This is a genomic window from Paenibacillus oleatilyticus (genome assembly GCF_018998565.1).
Classification (GTDB): Bacteria; Bacillota; Bacilli; order Paenibacillales; family NBRC-103111; genus Paenibacillus_G; species Paenibacillus_G oleatilyticus.
Window position 1 is genome coordinate 197,433 of record NZ_JAHNZO010000006.1, and the last position, 17,522, is coordinate 214,954.

The window sequence follows — 17,522 nt, forward strand, 5'->3', positions numbered from 1 at the left end:
ATTAAAGAAAAAGACCACTCTCAAATTTATTGAAGTGGTCTGTTTTATTACTCAAACACAGGAACACCATTCTGAATAGTAAAAGAAGTTCCCTTTTTTTGTTTTTGTTCTTCAGTCTTCTTGTTTCTTTCGATCCTCATTTGAGAATTAAAGACTTCCTCAAGTGCTCTATACTTTCTTTTATATGTTTTCAAGTGAGTAATAATTCTTTCGCTCTCTGCTTTAATAGAATTGATCTCTTTTACATGACTCTCCTGAATGAGTGCTATTTGCTGGTCCTTGTCTACTAACATAAAATTCTTAAGGTTAACGTCATATTCTATTTCTTTATTTTTCAAAGTCAACTCATTAACTTGTTCGATTAATTGTTTCTTCTCGTCATTAAGTAAATCAATTTTCCTTTTCATATCATCAATCTGCTGCAATTGATTGTTAAGTACCTTATCGATTTGTTTCGACAGTTCTACACTATTTTCGGACCTCTCAGACTTCGGTCGCTCAGCTAGAGAAATTACTTTGCCTTTTGTTCGTTTGTTATTTTCAATTACTGCTAGAATCTTCTCGTCGGATATGTATTTTTTGAGATTTGTATGAAATCTATTTGCGCAAGCGCCTTTCGAGTGATTAATCTTTTGAGAAGCATACTTGGCACCCTCACCAATTGTACCACCGTTATTCAGAGCTGCCAAAATGCAATTCATTAGGATAATTTCTTCTTCGTGTTCCCATGTGCCTGTGAATTTGGATGCGATTGAACGCTGTTCTCTTGTAGTAATTTCTTCTGCATTAAGAAGATAAGTCCTAACTTGTTTTGCTATTTCACTGTCTCGCAATAACATTCCAAAACGAAGAACTGCACGCCGTGGCACAAGAACTACTGAAGAAGCAAATAGGTTCGTGACATCATGTAACAGACCTTTTTTTAGTTGTTTTAACTCCTCACCTTTTACTGTTTTCAATCCGTCATATTCAAGTTCATCTTTATGTCTCACCCTTATCTGTCTGATTGTGACCTCATCAACCTCATAGAAGTCAGCAACCATCTTGATAGTCATATGTTCATTGTTAGGTAGCAGGGTAAGAGTTTTAACCTTACTAAGCACTTCTGTTTTTTCTATGTATTGATTTCTAAAATCCTTTTCTCCAATAAATCTTTCTTGCAGTGCCAGAGTATTCATTAAAATCAATCTCCTTATATATATTTTATCTTGATTAGTATCAATATAACATATGCATATTTATATGTAAATAATAGAAATAAAAAATCACCTTTCGAAAGGTGATGAAATCTATATTTTATGATATTCCCCAACAAAGAATACTAAATTCCTATATTATAATTGTATTTTTTTGTCACATTAATGATTTATTAGTCCTATATCCTATTTATTGTCTGATAGATAAAATAAAATTATGTGAATTGATTCAACAGCATCTCACATATAATTTATGGGGAGGAAATGTCGTATGCATATTAGCACTAAATCCATTTTATTGGCGACAGTCTTAACTTTAGCACTTGGATCTACTAGCGCATTTGCTTACACGTATCTTGGAGGGAAACACAAAACCAAAAATCTGAATGCAGTAGTAAAAACTGGGGAACTTAAGTATCCCTATAGTTCTATATTCTTCGATTCCATTCAAGACTGGAATAGAGGTGGGACTGGAGTCAACATCAGTATGTCTTATGGTGGAGGTGGTAATATCTACATTGGCGGTAGTGAGTTTGGGAATGTTGATTGGAATGCTAGAAATACAAATTACCGACAATATATTTTTTGGGGAGACTATAATAGTTCTGTAATTGATGTCAACTACACCAATATGGATTCCAGAAGTAATGAATGGAACAAATCTACTCTTTCTCATGAATTAGGACATTCTCTGGGTCTTGACCACACTAACGATTCAGCTACGATTATGTACACTACTGGAAACCCATATCGTACTGTGACAACTCCTCAAGCTGATGATTATGCTGGAGTGAGAAATCTATACAATTGAGAAAGGGATGAGCAAATATGTTCTTAGGACTAAAAAGAAAAACAGTTACTTTTGGAATAATTACATTATTCATTGCTTCTGCTCTTCTTATTCACCTACTTAATGTTCCGATATTTTCGATGGATAGCCATGGAGAACTTTCTGAATCTTTTAAAGCAGTGGATGAGCTTAAACAAAAAGCAGATATCATCGTTGAGGCTGACGTAATGAAAGCAAATCCTATCAAGTATAATAATGTGGTTTTCACAGTATCCGATGTAGTGATTAAAAAGGCATACAAGGGGCACCATCAAAACAATGAACAAATCAAGATACTTGAAACTGGCGGCGTATACAACAATGTCGAGCATACATTTGAAGGTCAAAAAACATTAAAGTCCCAAGAAAAAGCAATTTTGTTTTTGAAAAAATATGTTGGTCCAGTAACAAAAGATCAGGCATATACAGTACTAGGTGTATATCAAGGAAAATTCAATTTGGATAGTTCTGGTAATATTATAAGCAAGAAAGTAGAGCATCCTACGCAACTAGACCTAATCGCCAATAAAAATCAACTTAACCTTGAATGATTACTCTTATTTATTTTAAAAGAGACAGTTAATTTCACTGTCTCTTTTCTATATTTTATGGGAACATAGCTCTCTATAATTGCAACTAGAACATGCTTTTTTACTCGGTTCAGGATAGAACTCATCAATATGTTTTGGCTTATTCAAATTATCGTCCTCAATATATATTCTCATGTCCTCAATACTATCGATAACCTGTTGCTTCGCCCATCGCAACATTTCTTCTGTAGGCTCAAACTCGGTGCATTCCCCATCCTTCAGATATTCCAAGCGAATCCTCAATTGCTGAAGTGACACATTGGGAAATTGATTTTTGAAATATAGAGCATAAAACAAAGTTTGGGCTTGGTTATTTTCATCTTCTTTTCCTGTTTTCCAATCGGTAATCACGTAGCGACCAATCGGGTCCTGATATAATAGATCAAGCTTAACATATAACTTATCATCTAGGATATAGAAGGTGTTAAGCTGCTCCACTTCTATTATCGAAGAATCCTGTGTAAATGTAATATCTCTAATAGTTCTACTCTTAAGCAAGTTATCTATACATGGTTCTAGCCGCTCTCTAATGTCGTTTGTACGTTTCTCAGGCAATAGGCCATCGTAGTACATCTCGTGCAGCATAAGGCTTTTCTTTGGCCTATCAATCCATTTTGAACGCAAATGAGAGTCCTTGAATGCATCATTAAGATTCTTCTTGCATGAAGCAATTAACTCTTCTCTTTTGGGAAATTCCTTTAGCAATCTCCACTGATTAATGGAGTTCTCAGCAATAAAATGTATGCTCTCCCCGAAGATCATATAGAGATTCGTTAAATGCTTAAGCCTATATATTTGTTTCGTTTCTTCAGGCACATCATCAAGCCAACCATTATGTGATCCATAATAGTGATAATAATATTGCCTTTTACATTCCCTAAATATCTTATCCCTTGATATGGACCAAGACAATTCTGGATAGGATCGTACCTCAAAGGCCATATTGTTACTCCTGTGGTGGATACTCTTCTTTTAGTTTTTCTATAGAATCATACTTTTCTGTTTCAAATATAAATTTTGCTGGTGCCTTTTCTGTTTTATTTTTTATAATATGACCATAAATCTTACCATTTCTTTCAAAAACGAACATTGTCTTATCCGATTCTTTGAGTAATGGATATTTTTCAATCATGACTGACACCTCCATAGAACATATATTCGATACTATACAAAAACCCCCAACTTTACAAGTGGGAGTTTACACATTCTAAACCTTATTTTCATCATTAAGAGCTGCAAAAGCTTCTTGAGTTGCCCTTACAACTCCATAATCACCATTACTTTTATTGTAGGTGAAATAATAATTATGTGTTCCGTTCGTTTCTATGCACAATTCAACTGTACTGACTTTATTTGCAACAGAGTATCTTTCAATTATAATGTTATGTTCAGATAAATACTCTGCAACTTCATCCCTAAACATTTCACTCGTTAAATCCAAAGCCGCGGAACAATAATTGTAAACCTCGTCTATTGAGTACATATATGCTCACCTCTAAATTGATGATAGCATATTTTAGAGGCTTCTTCATTTACCTTTTTATGCTAAAACCCTCATAGACTCGTATCCAATCGCTTTATCGCCTTTCAACAAATGATACATTTTTTACTCGTTGAAACGACCTATTAAGTACAGAGGCATTTTGAAACACTGTCATCCTAACAAGCCATTTCTGACCCCTACGAACTTCTTCAGGATCAGTCGTTGTATTCCATTCGTATTCATTACCATCTTCATCCTCAAAATCAAACCTGTGAGCAACATTTGGTTTTATGTCTGATGGTTCCCTGTCTCTAATAACAGTAATGACTTTTTCAATTCTCATTTAATCACCAAGCTCCCTATAAAACTTGCATTTTATTCGATGTTTTTAAAACAAATTTCCCTCAACTAAATTGTTCGCACCTTGATTAAGAATATTTGTTCCATTGTTGCTTATTCTATTCCCTGAAACAATGCAGTTTGTCGCATCCCCTTTTAGCCAAACGCCAGTTTCTCTTTCTTGAATAATATTACCTTGAATTAAACATGTATTAGTTCCTGCAACCGCAATACCATTTGAAGTGCCTGTAGAAGCATGTACAATAAGTGAAGAATTCGTGATCCTTGATCTATCACATCGATTAATAATGATATCAAATGTTCCTGAAGATGGTCCATTTTTATAAATAAGACACTTATCTATAAATATTTGTGGATGGTAATTTATATTCATGCCATTTTCAAAATAATTAATATGACAGTTATGCACAGAAGCATATACGCCATTGAGATTATTACTAGAACTATTTATTACCAAAAAAGAACCAACATTTATACCCATGCAGTTATCAATTATGATCCCCTCAGCGGGTCCATTTTTCCTAATAGATATTCCTGTACCATAAAATTTACATCCCGTTATCAGAATATCCACTGTGTAACCCAACAATTCAATTCCTATACCATTAGAAGATGAATATGGACCTGACCTGACAACACAATCTCTAATATGAGATACTCCGCAATTACTGAGTTCAATTGCTGTAAGCCATTTATTGATTCCAGTTTGACTACCGTTAGTTCCATTATTATATTCTTCAATGCTCGTACTGCCTGAAAGATAGACTCTTTCTATGATTAGATTTTTCCATGCGCTCCCTTGGTTGCTAGGAATTGATACGATGATACCTTTATACGAATTATTTGATATTGTCACAAGAGTTAAATCTTGTACTTGAAGGGCATCATTAAACAAATTATTAGTTGTGTATGTAATCCCATTACTCATAGGAAAGAATAATTGACTAAGTTGTATACCATCTCCTTTGATGGTTACATCTTTGTTACTGATTGATATTGGATTATTAATTTTGTACCGTCCAGATGGAAAATAGAGTACCCCTCCTGATAATGGAAGATTTGATATTGCATTATTAACAGAAGTAGTATCATCAGCTACCCCATCACCAATCGCTCCAAAGTCTTTTACATTTATCATGCTTGATGATGTAGCAGCAGTAGCGCGAGGTAATATCGAACCAGTTGCAAGCAATGAAGCACCAGCCAACCCCATAGAAGCCAATAAATTACGTCTGGTTAAAACTCTATTTTTCTTGTTTGACACTGTTACCATCCCTTTAATTTTTTATTTTTCCCCATAAAACATGCCTTTTATTGGATTCGATATAATGAACTCCATTAAGTTTAATGCTTTTTGCTTCTTACACTCGTCCCTGATATTCGAAGGTGTTTATTTTGTTGCATAGCAATTCCATTTCTGGATAACCTAATCTTGGACTGGAGGTGAATCAATTGACTCAAACAGGTTTGGCTCTTCATGAAACTCTGGATCTACATGAACTTTTGACTTCAAAAACCGTATGCATAACTGAGGCCAAAGCACGGCTACAACTAGTACAAGATCCGGCGTTAAAAACATTAATCCAACAAGATATTCAGCAAACAACTGCTTCAATCAAACAAATGCAAAGTATGCTCGCATCAGCTGCAACACAATTATCTTAAATGAAAAGAGGGTAAATATTCCTTGAACGCAACAGTCCAATCAACATTAACTGATCAGACTATCGCTACAGACATGCTAATAACTGCAAAATCCGCTGTTAAAGAATTGGCAGTAGCAATTACAGAATCCGCATCGCCGCAAGTAAGAACATTTTTAAAGCAAGAGTTTAACAATGCGGTAGCTTTTCAAGAAAGTCTATATGGTTATATGCAATCTAAGGGGTTATATAACGCATATAACATTAAGCAACAAATTCAAACCGATATTCAAAACGCTACAACCGCCTTAAACCTTTAATCACCAAGGCCACCCTATATTTTAGGGTGGTTTTATTTCTCAATGCTCCAATAGTACATGACGTTCATATTATCCTTTATAAAATTCAATAAATTCATTTTGATTAATTTCCTGATAGAGACTGTTTAAATTAGAAGCAGTTTCTCGCACATAAATCGCAATTTTTTCTATTTCATCCCCAAAATCACTTATGATTCCCATTACGTTTTTTTCAATCTCATTACCTAAAAAAGTATAAACTTTAAGATAACCGTCAAATTCATAAATTAGTACAGTGTATTGAATGTCACTCAAGGGCCGAAACTTAAATATACCATTAGTTGGCGGAATCTTGGCACAGAATTCGCATACTATCGTATGCTCTTTTCCGTCATCGTCTATCAGAAGGCCTTTGTTTCTGTCTGACACAAACAACTTGACAATTGTTCCTTCAATTTTTCTTCCAGTACCTATATCATAAACTACTCTATCTCCAAGATATAATCCGTACCATCCTCTAGCCATCAATTGACCTCCTTATTCACATAAAATAGCCATTTCTTTGGGATTCAACTTATTATGTATTGTTTATGATCTTCATTTAACCACTTTAAAATCCCGTTATATCTATCCTGACTAAAAATAGGATTTCTGTTATTGTACCACACTTCAACTTTAAACATCCATTTTCTACAATTGCAGTTTGTGCAGCTTGGAATACAGTTGGACAGATCATTTGCTCCTTCGTCATTAAAATGCTCTTTGTGAAAATCCTCTTTATTTTGTTCTCGCTGTTCGGCTTCTGTTTTACCGCAATACGCGCAACTGTTATTAAAATATAATTTACATTTTAACCATTCTTCTTCAGTTATCTTATGCTGTTTATGCAGTTTTCGATTGTCTCTATACTCCTTTAATTTGGCTTTATTTTCCTGCTGCCATATTTTTAATAATCCCTTTTTTCTCGATTTCTCACTCGCCAATCTTTTCTTCTGCTTTCTCTCTTCGGTGGCATTATTGTATTTATTCATACTAATCAAGAATCTTTCTTTATTGTTGTTGTTCCAACTCTGAGATTTCTTACTAGTACAGTCTCTGCAATAAGGGTTAAGTCCATCAATCCCATTTGAAGAATTGAGATGGAAATAATCTTCTGTTGAGTGGTAATATTCTTTGCATATTTTACATCTTTTATGATCAATCCCATTTATTATTCTATGCGTTTCTTCCCATTTCTTTTGTCTTCGTTCTTCTTTTCTTCTCAATTTTTCTTCAGCACTTAAATTCAAAATACATTTCTCCTTATTTTATTTTTTAAATAAAATGACCATGAATCAGTCATTTTATTTCATTTCAAATTCATATACATCGAATTCATCCCAAATTTGCCATTTACCATTTGACAGTTGTTCCAGATCAATGTTTCCCATACTGCGACTTAAATAAACTTTATCACGTTTTCCATTGATAACATCGCGCATCCTATCCATAATTCTTTGAACAGATTCATCGACTAAAATATAAGATGCTCCACTATCAGATGTTTTTTCAAATTGAAACCTTGATCCTCGTGACTCCTGAAGAATTCCACTTAGCTCCCGTTTGTATAATTTTGGTGTATAGTTAATCTCCATTCGCATCTCATCCCTTCACTCACTATGAAACTGCTCTTCCCTTAATCTCGTGGATAATCAACACGCATAATATCCATAAAAGGTACTTTCACGACTCCATTAATTTGTTCAATATGTACTTTACCTGTCCTAGAATCCATTTTATCAATTTGACCGCGTACTGCTTCTTCCCATCCCCAAACAGTCAATTCGATTTCAGATTTTTCATAAAATGCCTCGGTGAGTTGGTTCCCTATCTCCTCTAGTACAAATTCATCTCGCGTTGGTCGTTTCGCTACTTTTGGTTTAGCCATCTGTAGCCCCTCCCCCTGATGTACTAAAACAATCATATTGTTGGATCTTCATCCTTAATCCAATTATCGTAGTCGTGAATGAAATAACTCCATTTGCAGCATCCTGAGTCCGTATGACCCATTTACCTTCAAGTTCACTAAGTTAGATATCCATTCTCCGTTTCCAATGAAATACCCTTATCCCCTGTACAAAACAGGAGTACAGCTAATAGAGAATTTGGTGCTATCTTTTTTTCATCTAGTACATCCATAATACCAGAATCACTATATTATGTAAATAAAATCATTTTTTATTTTTTTGTAATGAGGGAGTGGCGCACTCCCATTTCATTAAATTATAGCTTCACCAGTGTCTGAGTTGATTTTTTTTATGATTACCTTTCCCTCTTCTAACAAGCTGCCAATCTCAATAGTCCATTGTTTGATTTCGGCATTAAAATGAACCTTTCTTATATATGCGTTAATAATTTCACCCTTAGTGTATCCTAACGCCTTTTCAATTGCTGTTGTACGACTTATTGAACTTTCATTTTTATTCTGTTCTGGTTTAATGACTAATTTTGTACCTACCGCCTGTTCTGGATATGATTCTGCAATTTGGCCTGTAACCCATACTTCAACATCCATTCCGAGTTTTAATTGATTTTTATCAAGATTACTGTCCTTTTCATCAATGATTTTTGCATTAGTAATAGATACAGTTATCGCTCTTGGTTTGTTTTCTTTCTCTTCAACAACTAAAACTGAATTTTCACTTATTTTTACAATAAGTCCTGTCATAACACTTCTTTCTTTCTCTGTACAACCTGCAACAATACTGATAAACAATAAAGCAATAATAAAATAACTATACTTCAATACATCATCTCCTTTTAAGTAAATATTAAAAAGAAAATTGTAAGACAACTATTCTATGATAGCCATCTTACAATTTTTCCATTTATGGACTTGTTGTAACTGGATAAACCCCGAGAGCATTTATTGCATTTTGAACATGCGTATAAATTCCTCCCTCCGCTGTATGAACACCCATAATGGTGAATCCAGCCCAAATGGGACTTCCACTATCTCCTGCGATTGCAGAATAACTTGCTTCCCGCATAGCATAATGATATTTAGTACCTAAGAAACCGGACCAATTTTTCGATTGTAGAGTTCCACAACTTGTATTATCAGAGTTTCCTCCAGAGATACATACAGTTTGACCTACAGTTTCTTGAGATCCTTGTTCAACGTAAACAACTTTTGAAAAATTCAAGTTCCGATAAGCATATAAATAAGCAGTTGCATTTGAGGGATCAATTTTAAGTGCGGCTGCGTCTACATTACCACTTTCTTGATACTTATTGGTATATGCAAAAAGAGATCCGCCTTGTTTCCATTCCTCGCCAGTATAGCTTACGCAATGTCCAGCTGTAACTATATAATGAGCGGATGAATCTCTTGCAGAAAATCCAGCAGTACATAGTTTATTATCACTTTGAATTTTCAAGCCACCCTGAACTGGTCTTGTATAAGTACTTGAATCTTGTTTTTCAGGACTTTTACCCTGTATTACAGATATCATGTCTTCGTTAAACATTTGGCCCAAAGTATTTATAACTGAATCGCTTGTTTTCTCGACTGCAATAACAACCTTTTCTTTGATAATATCTGTCACTATATATTTGATCATAATGTTCTTTAATGCAAGTTCCTCTCGGGAATCACTTATTTTTTGATGAAGCTCATCTAATTCTTTTTCTGAATACTTTGCCTTATATATCTTAACCTTGGAATCACCACTTGCACTCTTAATTTGTCTTTCTGTCTCAGGATTAAAATCTTTTAATCCAATATTAATAACTCCTCCGCTTGCTTGGTCGATATAAATATTAGCATAATTATCTTTACTTTCTTTATTTGATATATACTCTTTAATCTTTGGTATTTTTACTCGTAACATTTCAAATCTCGCATCTAACTCCATTTCTTCTTCCTTGGTCAAAGTAACCCCATATTTCTCACTACTCTTCGTTGTTTTATCATTTAGCAAATTAGTTATATAACTACTATTACTCTTCAGACCGAATTCTTTTCTGAATTTCTCATTTTTTTCAAAATTACTTTTACTACTTTCGTTCTTAACATTTACTTCAGTATTCAAAGCATTTGCTGTACTTGTTGCTACGGATGTTAATACTGCAACTGATAGAGCGATTGATACAATTAAATTCTTTCTTTTACTCATTTCCGCACCTCATTTTTGGTGATATTTTCCATTACACATATATATTAGTTGATTATTGTTAATTAAGTATATAGTTCTTTGTTACCTATAATTCGACACATATTTACATTAAAAACTAATAGTTCAGGGCAAACAGAATATAACCTAATGAAAAAGCAAAACAAAGAGCTGCTATTTATAAATAGCAACTCTTTTGTGATTGCAATAGTTTGACAATAATTAGTGATTATAGACTTTTCCGCCGTAGTGACATTGAGTCAAGTTCAGACTATTCAAATATACAGTCTTCCCCCATTTTAACTCTCCAATGTACCCATCCTTGTTGTAACTAAGAGTGCTAGGGCAATCAATATGGCCTTTGTAGTTCTTAACTTCTCTCACTGTTTTTTCGGCAGCAAGCGCTTGAGACGAGACAGTGAAAACAAGAGCTAGCGAAAGTGACATGAAGATACCAGAAACTTTTTTAAACATAGCAACCAACCTCTCTATCTTTTTTCTTGTTGCTTTTAAATTGTACTAAAATTTTCTCCGTATTTTATTAAAATGATTATCTCGCAGAAAAAGGGCATTATCTGGTGCAAAAATTGTCGAGAAATAATGATAATTTTGTCGTTAAATATAAATAAGACGCTTAGATTAATAAATCTAAACGTCACATCATTAAACTTCCATTTCAAGTTGTCCTGTTTTATCCTCACTCTCATTAATGCTCAATGATTCGACAAGTAATTCCACGCGTTTTCGGACTTTAGGTTCAGAGGTTGTTCCGCCGATCTTTGTCGCCTTATAAGGTCCATTTTTGACGATAACACTTCCTGTTAGTCCAGCAAATTCTTTCGGATCTACACCGTATTTAATGGCTACCGCAGATGCCTTACACAAGGCCACAACATCGTTCTTCTTAAGTAGTCTTCGCTGTTCTTTCTCCTCATAATTCGAAAACCCTTCAGCAAGATAGTCAATAACTTCAACCACTTGCGTTTTCAATTCATCCGAAATCCCATTGATACGTAAATCCAGTGCCAGCGCTTCAAGTGCTTTTCCGCCTTGTTTTGCGTAATCACCATTAAGAATACCGCAAATTTGCAATAGAATTTCTTGATCATAAAACTTTTCCTTTGCTGCCTCCGTCATATTGCTCATCATACTGAACAATTTTTTCACTGTAATGGTATCAAACCAATCAAGAATTTCGGCCCCAAGAATAGAACGAATAAGCTCAATTCGCGTTAAAGGTGTTCCACTATTAAGACGTTTGAACATTTCTTCAATTTGATGAGGTTCGATTTTATCAAACTGATAGAAAACAATTCTCTCTTCTTCTAAAATTTCTTGAAACTCTGGCGGTAACTGTGAGAATGTTAATCCTGAAATATCAACTCCAAATACAGGACGGAAATTTTCTACAATGGCAATTTCATCACGCATGAAAGGAATGATTGCCCTCTTAATACGCTGCTTTCCATCGATGCACCATGTAATATTGTCATCAGATTTTACAGTGTAAACTGGTGGAATTGGAAACCCTAATATAATAGATTCAATTAACTCACTTACTTGTAGATCCGTCCATCGAAGATTTCTTTGAACCTGAAGATCAAAATTTATAGATTCGGGATTGCGTCCGAGTTGACGAAGACTACGAGGTTGAGCTTGAGATTTATTTAGTCTTTCTTGTGCGATACGTTCAGCAAGTGTTTTATTTTCCACGTCTGTACACTCCGTTCTGTTATGTACTGATTATATCTCATTATACTATATTTTACAGTTATGATCTTCTATAATACTTTGAAATGGACATTTTATAGGTTTAAGCTGAATACTTTTCGAAATATAAATCAAAATTCAGATTCTTTTTGTTTCTCTTCGCACCAATTTCTGCATTTGCAATTACTTGCAATCCGTTAGGTAATAACTCACTAAAATAATGCCAATAGTCATTGTATTGGTTTCTATCGAGAGATAAATCCTCTCTGAATTTTAACCATACTTCATCCCAAAAACCATTATACGATTGTTTTACATATGCCATTAGTTCATTTGACGATTTAATATTTTTATCTTTAATACTTACCTTAAGCATTTGATTTACAATTTCAGCATCTTTCATATAATCATTACCTATGAATTTAATCATTGTTACACTCCTCCAATAAAATTAAAATTTCATCATAATTATTTAATAGCAAACACTTTTAACATTTAATTTCATGAATCTTTCCATGATTTTATCTATACTAAAACCTTTATTTTCATACTTCACTATTTGCTTTAAAGCTTTTTCTTTTTGTTTATTTATGTATTCGAACAGGTTCATTTCATCCTCACTTAATCTTTCCCATGCTACGCCTTTATTTTCATTTCTTGGTGCATATGCCCAAAAAGTATTCATTTCCTTTTCATACTGTTCAAACTTCTTTTGTGTTTTAATTATTTTGATTTCTTCAGGTGTAAAACCATCATAACGTACCTTCTTATCTATTCTTTGTGCTGTCTTTTTATACCTTAAATTTTGCTTTTCTTTATTCGCTGCCACTGAATAAATCCTCCTTTATATCGGAATGAAAGTTTTCTTTTATCAGAATAATTCTATTTAGATACATTCCATTTGCGTCTATCAGCAGCATATTCCTTTTTAAATGTTTTAATAAACCATTCATTAAAGTTTCTTAGTTCAGTAAAAGAAGCGTCACATACCTTCTTTGCAAGCATCCATTCAGGCAATGTTTTAACGTGATCTGGAGTTAATCCCATAGACGACTTGCAATGTTTATTAAATTCTTTCAACGCATTCGAATCATCTTTATTTTTTTCTTCTAATTTTTGTCTATAAGCTTTAGCTTCTTCATAATTCATTCTTTATCCCTCCATAGGATGAAATTTTACTTTTATCTTAATGCTCGATCTCAATAATTTTGTCAGCTTTTTCAGGTGCAATCTGCTTTAATTGTATGATTTCTAAATCATGAGAATCAGCAAATTTTTCTGCCCAATCATCATTGTCAAAGACCAGACGCCATTTTCTATTGAAATCATCTATCATATAAGCAAGTGTCATTTTCACCACTCCAATATATATTTCTTGATATTCTTTCCCTTTATTGCAGCAGCCCATTACCTTCAAAATCAATGAACAAGTAAATATAAGAACTGTACTCCTTTAGATACTCCGATTCCAAAAACTCAATTCGCTTTGCTTGTGGTTCACCACTTTTCCAAGCCATGATATTAATTTGGCTATAGTGTTTACTGATTTCATCGGCTGTTCCGTTAATATTCGTCAATTTTTCATCTCCATTTGTATAGTTTACTTTTATAATGTGAGTCATTTCTTTTATTCCTCCGTTTGACTAATTTTATTAATACTTCTATATACGTCTTCAGCCATTAAATTCATTACTTCTTGGTTTGTCGCCATAATCATCATTAGCATAGTTTCACGAGCTTCATTGTATTCATTACCGACAATTCCTTGACGCGTAGCTGCTTCTTCAAATTGTTTCATTAACATACATGCTTTCGGATCTTTATTCAACAAATCAATAATTTTTTTAGAGTACACTATAATCACTCCTTTTAATAATCCGATAAATTCAAACTTTCAAGGGGATTTGCATCCCCTTTTGGTTTAACATTCCTCTTCATTAAATGAGTCTGAGGATTCTTCGCGCGTCCATACATCATAATGACGCCACAAACATTTACGCATTTCATCCCGAAAATCTTCTTCAGATATTTTTCCGTCTTTGTAGCATTCTGCTAGATAAACCGTCCGATCCAATACTTTCATAGTGCAATCCTTAGACATCATGTATCAACCTCTCGTTTATGTATTATTTACTTTCTATACTCTTATTATAATAACGATAAACGCTATTGTCAATATTTTTTTAGCGTTTATCGCTATTGATTTTGTTGTATATTTCACTTACAATGAAGTAAAGAAAAAACAGGTGGTAATATGATGGAATTATCAGTTCAATGTCACTTAAGAAAACTCTTATATGAAAAAGGTATGGAGCAAAAAACATTACATCAAATAACTGGAATACGTGAAATGACAATCAGTGAGATGTGCAGGAATATTAATCAGAACTTTTCAAGAGTGCAGATAGTTGAAATTATGAAAGCACTTGAACTAACTGACATAAATCAGTTGATTACTGTGGAGGTAATTAAAAAAGACGATCCTCAATAGTCGAAAATCGTCTTACAAAATGAACTGAAGCATAATTAAGGAGTAGGACCAAGATATATCAAACCTACAAAATCATTATTATGCACTTCCGCGAACTGATATCCTCCAAATGGATTCACGATGTTAATTTGCACCATACCTGTCACCGGATTTAAACCTAATAATTGGAATTTTATCTGACCAAATCCCGTTACAAAAGATCTAAAAAAGTGTCCCGTACGTCCTAATGAAATTTGTTGTTGAATTGTTGCTACTGGTAACATGTGTGGTACTAATTGTGGCGGACGTGTAAAAAAATACGGATCGTAATAGTAATTGTAGTAATCGTAAGGTAACATAATGATCTCACCCTTCATTTGATTTTTCTTACACATTAGTTATATGCCCATGACCTGTATCTTGTTACAATATTGCATTACAACAAAAGCATGATTTTATAAGGAAATAAAAAAAGAAGAGGTTTTATCCTCTCCTTTAAAAATTTTTGTTGATATGATGTTTAAATTCTCATCTCAACTCACTGGAAGAACATCCCCAAACATAATCATCTGTTCTCACATAATCTGTTTGCTTAAATTTTATTACTGTTTTATATTCCCCTATTTGTGAATTGAATTCCCAGATCTCAAGAATACAACCGTCATTCCCATATCTAAATCCTTCATTCTTTTTTGCTTCTTCATTAAATGCGGCAATAGCTCCAAGAGTACAGCGAGTAAGACCAGTGATATAAAGTTGAATTACAGTCCTTTTTTCAATATTCTTTAATAATGATGTCATTGCGTCATAAGCAATACGGTGTGCTTGATCAAACTCTACTGTATCCTGATCGATCAAATACGATTCAACTGGTAATGGATGACGGCCTCTAATAAGTCCAATTTTCATATTATATCTCTCCTATTATGGGTCATTTATCCTATATCGATATTATATGTAATTTTTAATCGGAAGTCGATGACTACTATAATTTAAATTGGTTAGTCATCGTTTAGTTGGGCAATGATCACTTTCCCTTGAGCAAGGAACTCATCTGAAAAGACAAACTCCCCATCTAGGTCAAAGAATAGATTCTTGCCGTGAGTAACTTCTACAAACGTCGCTGCTTTTGAGAAGCTGCCATAGTTGATTAGATAGGTTGATCCGCGTTCAAATTGCATTCTGCTGACCTCCAGCGCATTGGGAATAAAATCAATGCTTCATTGTATTCATTTCTCTAAATAAAAAATAATCCCATTTTCATGCCGCTTCGCTATCTCTTTTCCCAATCATTTTTATTCACCTCAAATATGTATTCAGTTTAAACAGGACTAAAGCCAGTGCTTTTTATGCACTAGCTTTTACGTTTTTTTCGAAAACATAGTTCCATTTCTCAACTAAGTGTTTAATAGTTTTATTTTTAGTGAATCCTTCAATGTATGTAATTCCATTTTCAATCATCAATTCAGATGCTTGTTCTAAGTATTTATCAGCTTTATAATTTTCACCTTTGACTGCAAATTCCCAAGCAATATCAATTTTAAGTTCAATTTGTTTATATATTTCTTTTTTATTCACACTTTTCAACTCCCATATTTTACTTTATATCTATTATTATAACGAAATTATCCATTTTGTCAAACTATTTAAATTCATATTTTATTTTTATTTTTTCTTATGAAATACTGTTTTCATTCGATGATTTGACTAGATACTATCTCAATATCATCATCTGTATCCAAGTCACCAACAAATACTATTTCAATTGTTTTCCCTTTGTAACGCTTATTCAAGGTTTCCAATGGCTCGCCCTCTTCATTGTCTATTTCAATGACCCAGAAACCGCCTGATTCGTCAGTAAGCATGTTTGCCATATATGTATTGCTAACAATGTCATAGTACACATAATCAATTGTTTCCGTTACTTTTGTTTCCTTCTCATTTGCAAATGCTTGTCCAGCGAAAACAAAGAACAAGAGTACAATAAGTATTAGTTTTTTCATAATAATTTCATCTCCCATTATATTATTGATTAAATATCAAAAGTTTTAATTGAATCCAATTACCTTCAGACGTACGAACATATAGTTTGCCATTTAAACGTTTGCCATGTCTAAACATAACCTTGTATCCTTTCTTCTAATCTAAAGTGAAATTATCATAATTAATGTTTCTCGACTTACTCTCGTATTGCAGTTTGCAACATTGTGCTTAACTATGTACGAAAGGAAACTCTTGATGTGTGCAGCCTTATTTGATTTAGTTACTTCGTTATTGAATTTACTTAGGAACAATTCAACGTCAGCCCTTTTTATGATTGCAGCATCTTTGCCAACTGTTTCAAGTAGGTTACCTATACTTGATTTATATTGAAACCAACTGGCTTTTTGCTGCTTGTCTGTTTCATAGTTGGGCCATTTGGAGTTTCTGAATGATTCTATATACTGCTTATTAATATCTGAAATGTCAAACTGCTTGATCTGATTTTGTTTAGCCATCGCTGCTTTATCAGTAATTGTATATGCTTTACTTTTGTGTTCAGTCTTTGGTTGTTCTGGTGCCTTTGGTCTGATATTAGGAAGGAACAAATCGAATTCAGCCTGTACTAATTGAACCATAACAAACACCTCTTTATTTATATTTTATTTATTACCTAAGAACGAGCGAACCATAAACGATGAGGTTCTTTTGCTGCTGAAGTCTTGCCCATTTCGATTTCAAAATTGCTACATTCGAAGCCATTTTAATACCCTCCATTAAATGAGTAGTGATTAACTTTATACTCTTA

30 protein-coding genes are annotated in these 17,522 nt (G+C 33.5%); 5 read left to right on the top strand and 25 right to left on the bottom strand.

From position 1 onward, the window contains the following. Positions 1–47: 47 nt before the first annotated feature. Positions 48–1,178 (bottom strand): hypothetical protein, encoded by a 1,131-nt coding sequence (locus KQX66_RS10515; protein WP_216792401.1) that lies wholly within the window; start codon positions 1,176–1,178, stop codon positions 48–50. A gap of 289 nt (positions 1,179–1,467) precedes the next feature. Between KQX66_RS10515 and KQX66_RS10520 the strand changes: the two genes are divergently transcribed. Next, positions 1,468–2,007 carry a matrixin family metalloprotease gene (locus tag KQX66_RS10520; RefSeq protein ID WP_216792402.1) on the top strand — a complete coding sequence of 180 codons (540 nt, stop codon included), beginning with the start codon at positions 1,468–1,470 and terminating at the stop codon, positions 2,005–2,007. A 17-nt stretch (positions 2,008–2,024) separates the two neighbouring features. Further along, positions 2,025–2,576: a hypothetical protein gene (locus tag KQX66_RS10525; protein ID WP_216792403.1), complete on the top strand. Its 552-nt coding sequence runs from the start codon at positions 2,025–2,027 to the stop codon at positions 2,574–2,576. 48 nt (positions 2,577–2,624) lie between these two features. On the opposite strand, the gene KQX66_RS10530 is transcribed toward KQX66_RS10525, so the two are convergent. The 5 genes from KQX66_RS10530 to KQX66_RS10550 form a co-directional block, all read right to left on the bottom strand. Then, a complete protein-coding gene (locus tag KQX66_RS10530) occupies positions 2,625–3,557 on the bottom strand; it encodes a RecB family exonuclease (protein ID WP_216792404.1) in 933 nt (310 codons plus the stop codon). Positions 3,558–3,561: 4 nt separating this feature from the next. After that, positions 3,562–3,747 (bottom strand): hypothetical protein, encoded by a 186-nt coding sequence (locus tag KQX66_RS10535; protein ID WP_216792405.1) that lies wholly within the window; start codon positions 3,745–3,747, stop codon positions 3,562–3,564. 75 nt (positions 3,748–3,822) lie between these two features. Beyond that, a complete protein-coding gene (locus KQX66_RS10540; RefSeq protein ID WP_216792406.1) occupies positions 3,823–4,098 on the bottom strand; it encodes a hypothetical protein in 276 nt (91 codons plus the stop codon). Between the two features lie 94 nt (positions 4,099–4,192). Next, on the bottom strand, positions 4,193–4,441 hold the full coding sequence (locus KQX66_RS10545; RefSeq protein ID WP_216792407.1) for a hypothetical protein: 249 nt from the start codon (positions 4,439–4,441) through the stop codon (positions 4,193–4,195). A gap of 45 nt (positions 4,442–4,486) precedes the next feature. Next, the gene (locus KQX66_RS10550) at positions 4,487–5,722 is read right to left on the bottom strand and encodes a glycosyl hydrolase family 28-related protein (RefSeq protein WP_216792408.1); all 1,236 of its coding nucleotides are present in this window, start codon (positions 5,720–5,722) and stop codon (positions 4,487–4,489) included. A gap of 188 nt (positions 5,723–5,910) precedes the next feature. Between KQX66_RS10550 and KQX66_RS10555 the strand changes: the two genes are divergently transcribed. Together KQX66_RS10555 and KQX66_RS10560 are read left to right on the top strand one after the other, a co-directional pair. Further along, positions 5,911–6,123: a spore coat protein gene (locus KQX66_RS10555; RefSeq protein WP_253957053.1), complete on the top strand. Its 213-nt coding sequence runs from the start codon at positions 5,911–5,913 to the stop codon at positions 6,121–6,123. 22 nt (positions 6,124–6,145) lie between these two features. Next, the gene (locus tag KQX66_RS10560; protein WP_253957054.1) at positions 6,146–6,421 is read left to right on the top strand and encodes a spore coat protein; all 276 of its coding nucleotides are present in this window, start codon (positions 6,146–6,148) and stop codon (positions 6,419–6,421) included. 69 nt (positions 6,422–6,490) lie between these two features. On the opposite strand, the gene KQX66_RS10565 is transcribed toward KQX66_RS10560, so the two are convergent. From KQX66_RS10565 to KQX66_RS10625, 13 genes are all read right to left on the bottom strand, one after another. Continuing rightward, positions 6,491–6,925, bottom strand: coding sequence for a hypothetical protein (locus KQX66_RS10565; RefSeq protein WP_216792409.1), 435 nt, complete (start codon positions 6,923–6,925; stop codon positions 6,491–6,493). A gap of 44 nt (positions 6,926–6,969) precedes the next feature. Further along, entirely contained in the window at positions 6,970–7,689 is a 720-nt protein-coding gene (locus tag KQX66_RS10570) for an HNH endonuclease (RefSeq protein WP_216792410.1), read from the bottom strand. Between the two features lie 54 nt (positions 7,690–7,743). Next, positions 7,744–8,034, bottom strand: coding sequence for a hypothetical protein (locus KQX66_RS10575; RefSeq protein WP_216792411.1), 291 nt, complete (start codon positions 8,032–8,034; stop codon positions 7,744–7,746). Between the two features lie 41 nt (positions 8,035–8,075). Then, positions 8,076–8,327: a YolD-like family protein gene (locus KQX66_RS10580; RefSeq protein ID WP_216792412.1), complete on the bottom strand. Its 252-nt coding sequence runs from the start codon at positions 8,325–8,327 to the stop codon at positions 8,076–8,078. 330 nt (positions 8,328–8,657) lie between these two features. After that, the gene (locus KQX66_RS10585; protein WP_216792413.1) at positions 8,658–9,185 is read right to left on the bottom strand and encodes a DUF3221 domain-containing protein; all 528 of its coding nucleotides are present in this window, start codon (positions 9,183–9,185) and stop codon (positions 8,658–8,660) included. A gap of 82 nt (positions 9,186–9,267) precedes the next feature. Continuing rightward, the gene (locus KQX66_RS10590; RefSeq protein WP_216792414.1) at positions 9,268–10,557 is read right to left on the bottom strand and encodes a S1 family peptidase; all 1,290 of its coding nucleotides are present in this window, start codon (positions 10,555–10,557) and stop codon (positions 9,268–9,270) included. Between the two features lie 660 nt (positions 10,558–11,217). Further along, positions 11,218–12,267 carry a DUF262 domain-containing protein gene (locus KQX66_RS10595; protein WP_216792415.1) on the bottom strand — a complete coding sequence of 350 codons (1,050 nt, stop codon included), beginning with the start codon at positions 12,265–12,267 and terminating at the stop codon, positions 11,218–11,220. A 100-nt stretch (positions 12,268–12,367) separates the two neighbouring features. Next, positions 12,368–12,694: a hypothetical protein gene (locus tag KQX66_RS10600; protein ID WP_216792416.1), complete on the bottom strand. Its 327-nt coding sequence runs from the start codon at positions 12,692–12,694 to the stop codon at positions 12,368–12,370. Positions 12,695–12,736: 42 nt separating this feature from the next. Further along, complete coding sequence (locus KQX66_RS10605) at positions 12,737–13,093, bottom strand: hypothetical protein (protein ID WP_216792417.1); 357 nt, start codon at positions 13,091–13,093, stop codon at positions 12,737–12,739. Between the two features lie 53 nt (positions 13,094–13,146). Continuing rightward, on the bottom strand, positions 13,147–13,413 hold the full coding sequence (locus KQX66_RS10610) for a hypothetical protein (protein WP_216792418.1): 267 nt from the start codon (positions 13,411–13,413) through the stop codon (positions 13,147–13,149). Between the two features lie 37 nt (positions 13,414–13,450). Next, positions 13,451–13,615: a hypothetical protein gene (locus KQX66_RS10615; protein WP_216792419.1), complete on the bottom strand. Its 165-nt coding sequence runs from the start codon at positions 13,613–13,615 to the stop codon at positions 13,451–13,453. 40 nt (positions 13,616–13,655) lie between these two features. Continuing rightward, positions 13,656–13,886, bottom strand: a complete 231-nt coding sequence (locus KQX66_RS10620; protein ID WP_216792420.1) for a hypothetical protein — start codon at positions 13,884–13,886, stop codon at positions 13,656–13,658. Between the two features lie 5 nt (positions 13,887–13,891). After that, complete coding sequence (locus KQX66_RS10625) at positions 13,892–14,119, bottom strand: hypothetical protein (RefSeq protein WP_216792421.1); 228 nt, start codon at positions 14,117–14,119, stop codon at positions 13,892–13,894. Between the two features lie 402 nt (positions 14,120–14,521). On the opposite strand from KQX66_RS10625, the gene KQX66_RS10630 reads away from it, so the two are divergent. Beyond that, entirely contained in the window at positions 14,522–14,755 is a 234-nt protein-coding gene (locus KQX66_RS10630; protein ID WP_216792422.1) for a helix-turn-helix domain-containing protein, read from the top strand. A 35-nt stretch (positions 14,756–14,790) separates the two neighbouring features. Here the strand turns inward: KQX66_RS10630 and KQX66_RS10635 are convergent, their stop codons facing one another. From KQX66_RS10635 to KQX66_RS10660, 6 genes are all read right to left on the bottom strand, one after another. Continuing rightward, a complete protein-coding gene (locus KQX66_RS10635) occupies positions 14,791–15,093 on the bottom strand; it encodes a hypothetical protein (RefSeq protein WP_216792423.1) in 303 nt (100 codons plus the stop codon). A gap of 169 nt (positions 15,094–15,262) precedes the next feature. After that, the gene (locus tag KQX66_RS10640) at positions 15,263–15,643 is read right to left on the bottom strand and encodes a hypothetical protein (protein ID WP_216792424.1); all 381 of its coding nucleotides are present in this window, start codon (positions 15,641–15,643) and stop codon (positions 15,263–15,265) included. 92 nt (positions 15,644–15,735) lie between these two features. Next, complete coding sequence (locus KQX66_RS10645) at positions 15,736–15,915, bottom strand: hypothetical protein (RefSeq protein ID WP_216792425.1); 180 nt, start codon at positions 15,913–15,915, stop codon at positions 15,736–15,738. Between the two features lie 166 nt (positions 15,916–16,081). Beyond that, positions 16,082–16,312, bottom strand: coding sequence for a hypothetical protein (locus tag KQX66_RS10650; RefSeq protein WP_216792426.1), 231 nt, complete (start codon positions 16,310–16,312; stop codon positions 16,082–16,084). A gap of 113 nt (positions 16,313–16,425) precedes the next feature. After that, positions 16,426–16,737 (bottom strand): hypothetical protein, encoded by a 312-nt coding sequence (locus KQX66_RS10655; RefSeq protein WP_216792427.1) that lies wholly within the window; start codon positions 16,735–16,737, stop codon positions 16,426–16,428. 141 nt (positions 16,738–16,878) lie between these two features. Continuing rightward, a complete protein-coding gene (locus tag KQX66_RS10660; protein WP_216792428.1) occupies positions 16,879–17,352 on the bottom strand; it encodes a hypothetical protein in 474 nt (157 codons plus the stop codon). Between the last annotated feature and the right edge of the window lie 170 nt (positions 17,353–17,522).

What these genes read in the sequence shown, in the direction of transcription:
- KQX66_RS10515 (WP_216792401.1), bottom strand. Translation starts at nt 1,178, where the DNA reads ATGAATACTCTGGCACTGCAAGAAAGATTTATTGGAGAAAAGGATTTT.
- KQX66_RS10520 (WP_216792402.1), top strand. Translation starts at nt 1,468, where the DNA reads ATGCATATTAGCACTAAATCCATTTTATTGGCGACAGTCTTAACTTTA.
- KQX66_RS10525 (WP_216792403.1), top strand. Translation starts at nt 2,025, where the DNA reads ATGTTCTTAGGACTAAAAAGAAAAACAGTTACTTTTGGAATAATTACA.
- KQX66_RS10530 (WP_216792404.1), bottom strand. Translation starts at nt 3,557, where the DNA reads ATGGCCTTTGAGGTACGATCCTATCCAGAATTGTCTTGGTCCATATCA.
- KQX66_RS10535 (WP_216792405.1), bottom strand. Translation starts at nt 3,747, where the DNA reads ATGATTGAAAAATATCCATTACTCAAAGAATCGGATAAGACAATGTTC.
- KQX66_RS10540 (WP_216792406.1), bottom strand. Translation starts at nt 4,098, where the DNA reads ATGTACTCAATAGACGAGGTTTACAATTATTGTTCCGCGGCTTTGGAT.
- KQX66_RS10545 (WP_216792407.1), bottom strand. Translation starts at nt 4,441, where the DNA reads ATGAGAATTGAAAAAGTCATTACTGTTATTAGAGACAGGGAACCATCA.
- KQX66_RS10565 (WP_216792409.1), bottom strand. Translation starts at nt 6,925, where the DNA reads ATGGCTAGAGGATGGTACGGATTATATCTTGGAGATAGAGTAGTTTAT.
- KQX66_RS10575 (WP_216792411.1), bottom strand. Translation starts at nt 8,034, where the DNA reads ATGGAGATTAACTATACACCAAAATTATACAAACGGGAGCTAAGTGGA.
- KQX66_RS10580 (WP_216792412.1), bottom strand. Translation starts at nt 8,327, where the DNA reads ATGGCTAAACCAAAAGTAGCGAAACGACCAACGCGAGATGAATTTGTA.
- KQX66_RS10590 (WP_216792414.1), bottom strand. Translation starts at nt 10,557, where the DNA reads ATGAGTAAAAGAAAGAATTTAATTGTATCAATCGCTCTATCAGTTGCA.
- KQX66_RS10600 (WP_216792416.1), bottom strand. Translation starts at nt 12,694, where the DNA reads ATGATTAAATTCATAGGTAATGATTATATGAAAGATGCTGAAATTGTA.
- KQX66_RS10610 (WP_216792418.1), bottom strand. Translation starts at nt 13,413, where the DNA reads ATGAATTATGAAGAAGCTAAAGCTTATAGACAAAAATTAGAAGAAAAA.
- KQX66_RS10615 (WP_216792419.1), bottom strand. Translation starts at nt 13,615, where the DNA reads ATGACACTTGCTTATATGATAGATGATTTCAATAGAAAATGGCGTCTG.
- KQX66_RS10620 (WP_216792420.1), bottom strand. Translation starts at nt 13,886, where the DNA reads ATGACTCACATTATAAAAGTAAACTATACAAATGGAGATGAAAAATTG.
- KQX66_RS10630 (WP_216792422.1), top strand. Translation starts at nt 14,522, where the DNA reads ATGGAATTATCAGTTCAATGTCACTTAAGAAAACTCTTATATGAAAAA.
- KQX66_RS10635 (WP_216792423.1), bottom strand. Translation starts at nt 15,093, where the DNA reads ATGTTACCTTACGATTACTACAATTACTATTACGATCCGTATTTTTTT.
- KQX66_RS10640 (WP_216792424.1), bottom strand. Translation starts at nt 15,643, where the DNA reads ATGAAAATTGGACTTATTAGAGGCCGTCATCCATTACCAGTTGAATCG.
- KQX66_RS10645 (WP_216792425.1), bottom strand. Translation starts at nt 15,915, where the DNA reads ATGCAATTTGAACGCGGATCAACCTATCTAATCAACTATGGCAGCTTC.
- KQX66_RS10655 (WP_216792427.1), bottom strand. Translation starts at nt 16,737, where the DNA reads ATGAAAAAACTAATACTTATTGTACTCTTGTTCTTTGTTTTCGCTGGA.
- KQX66_RS10660 (WP_216792428.1), bottom strand. Translation starts at nt 17,352, where the DNA reads ATGGTTCAATTAGTACAGGCTGAATTCGATTTGTTCCTTCCTAATATC.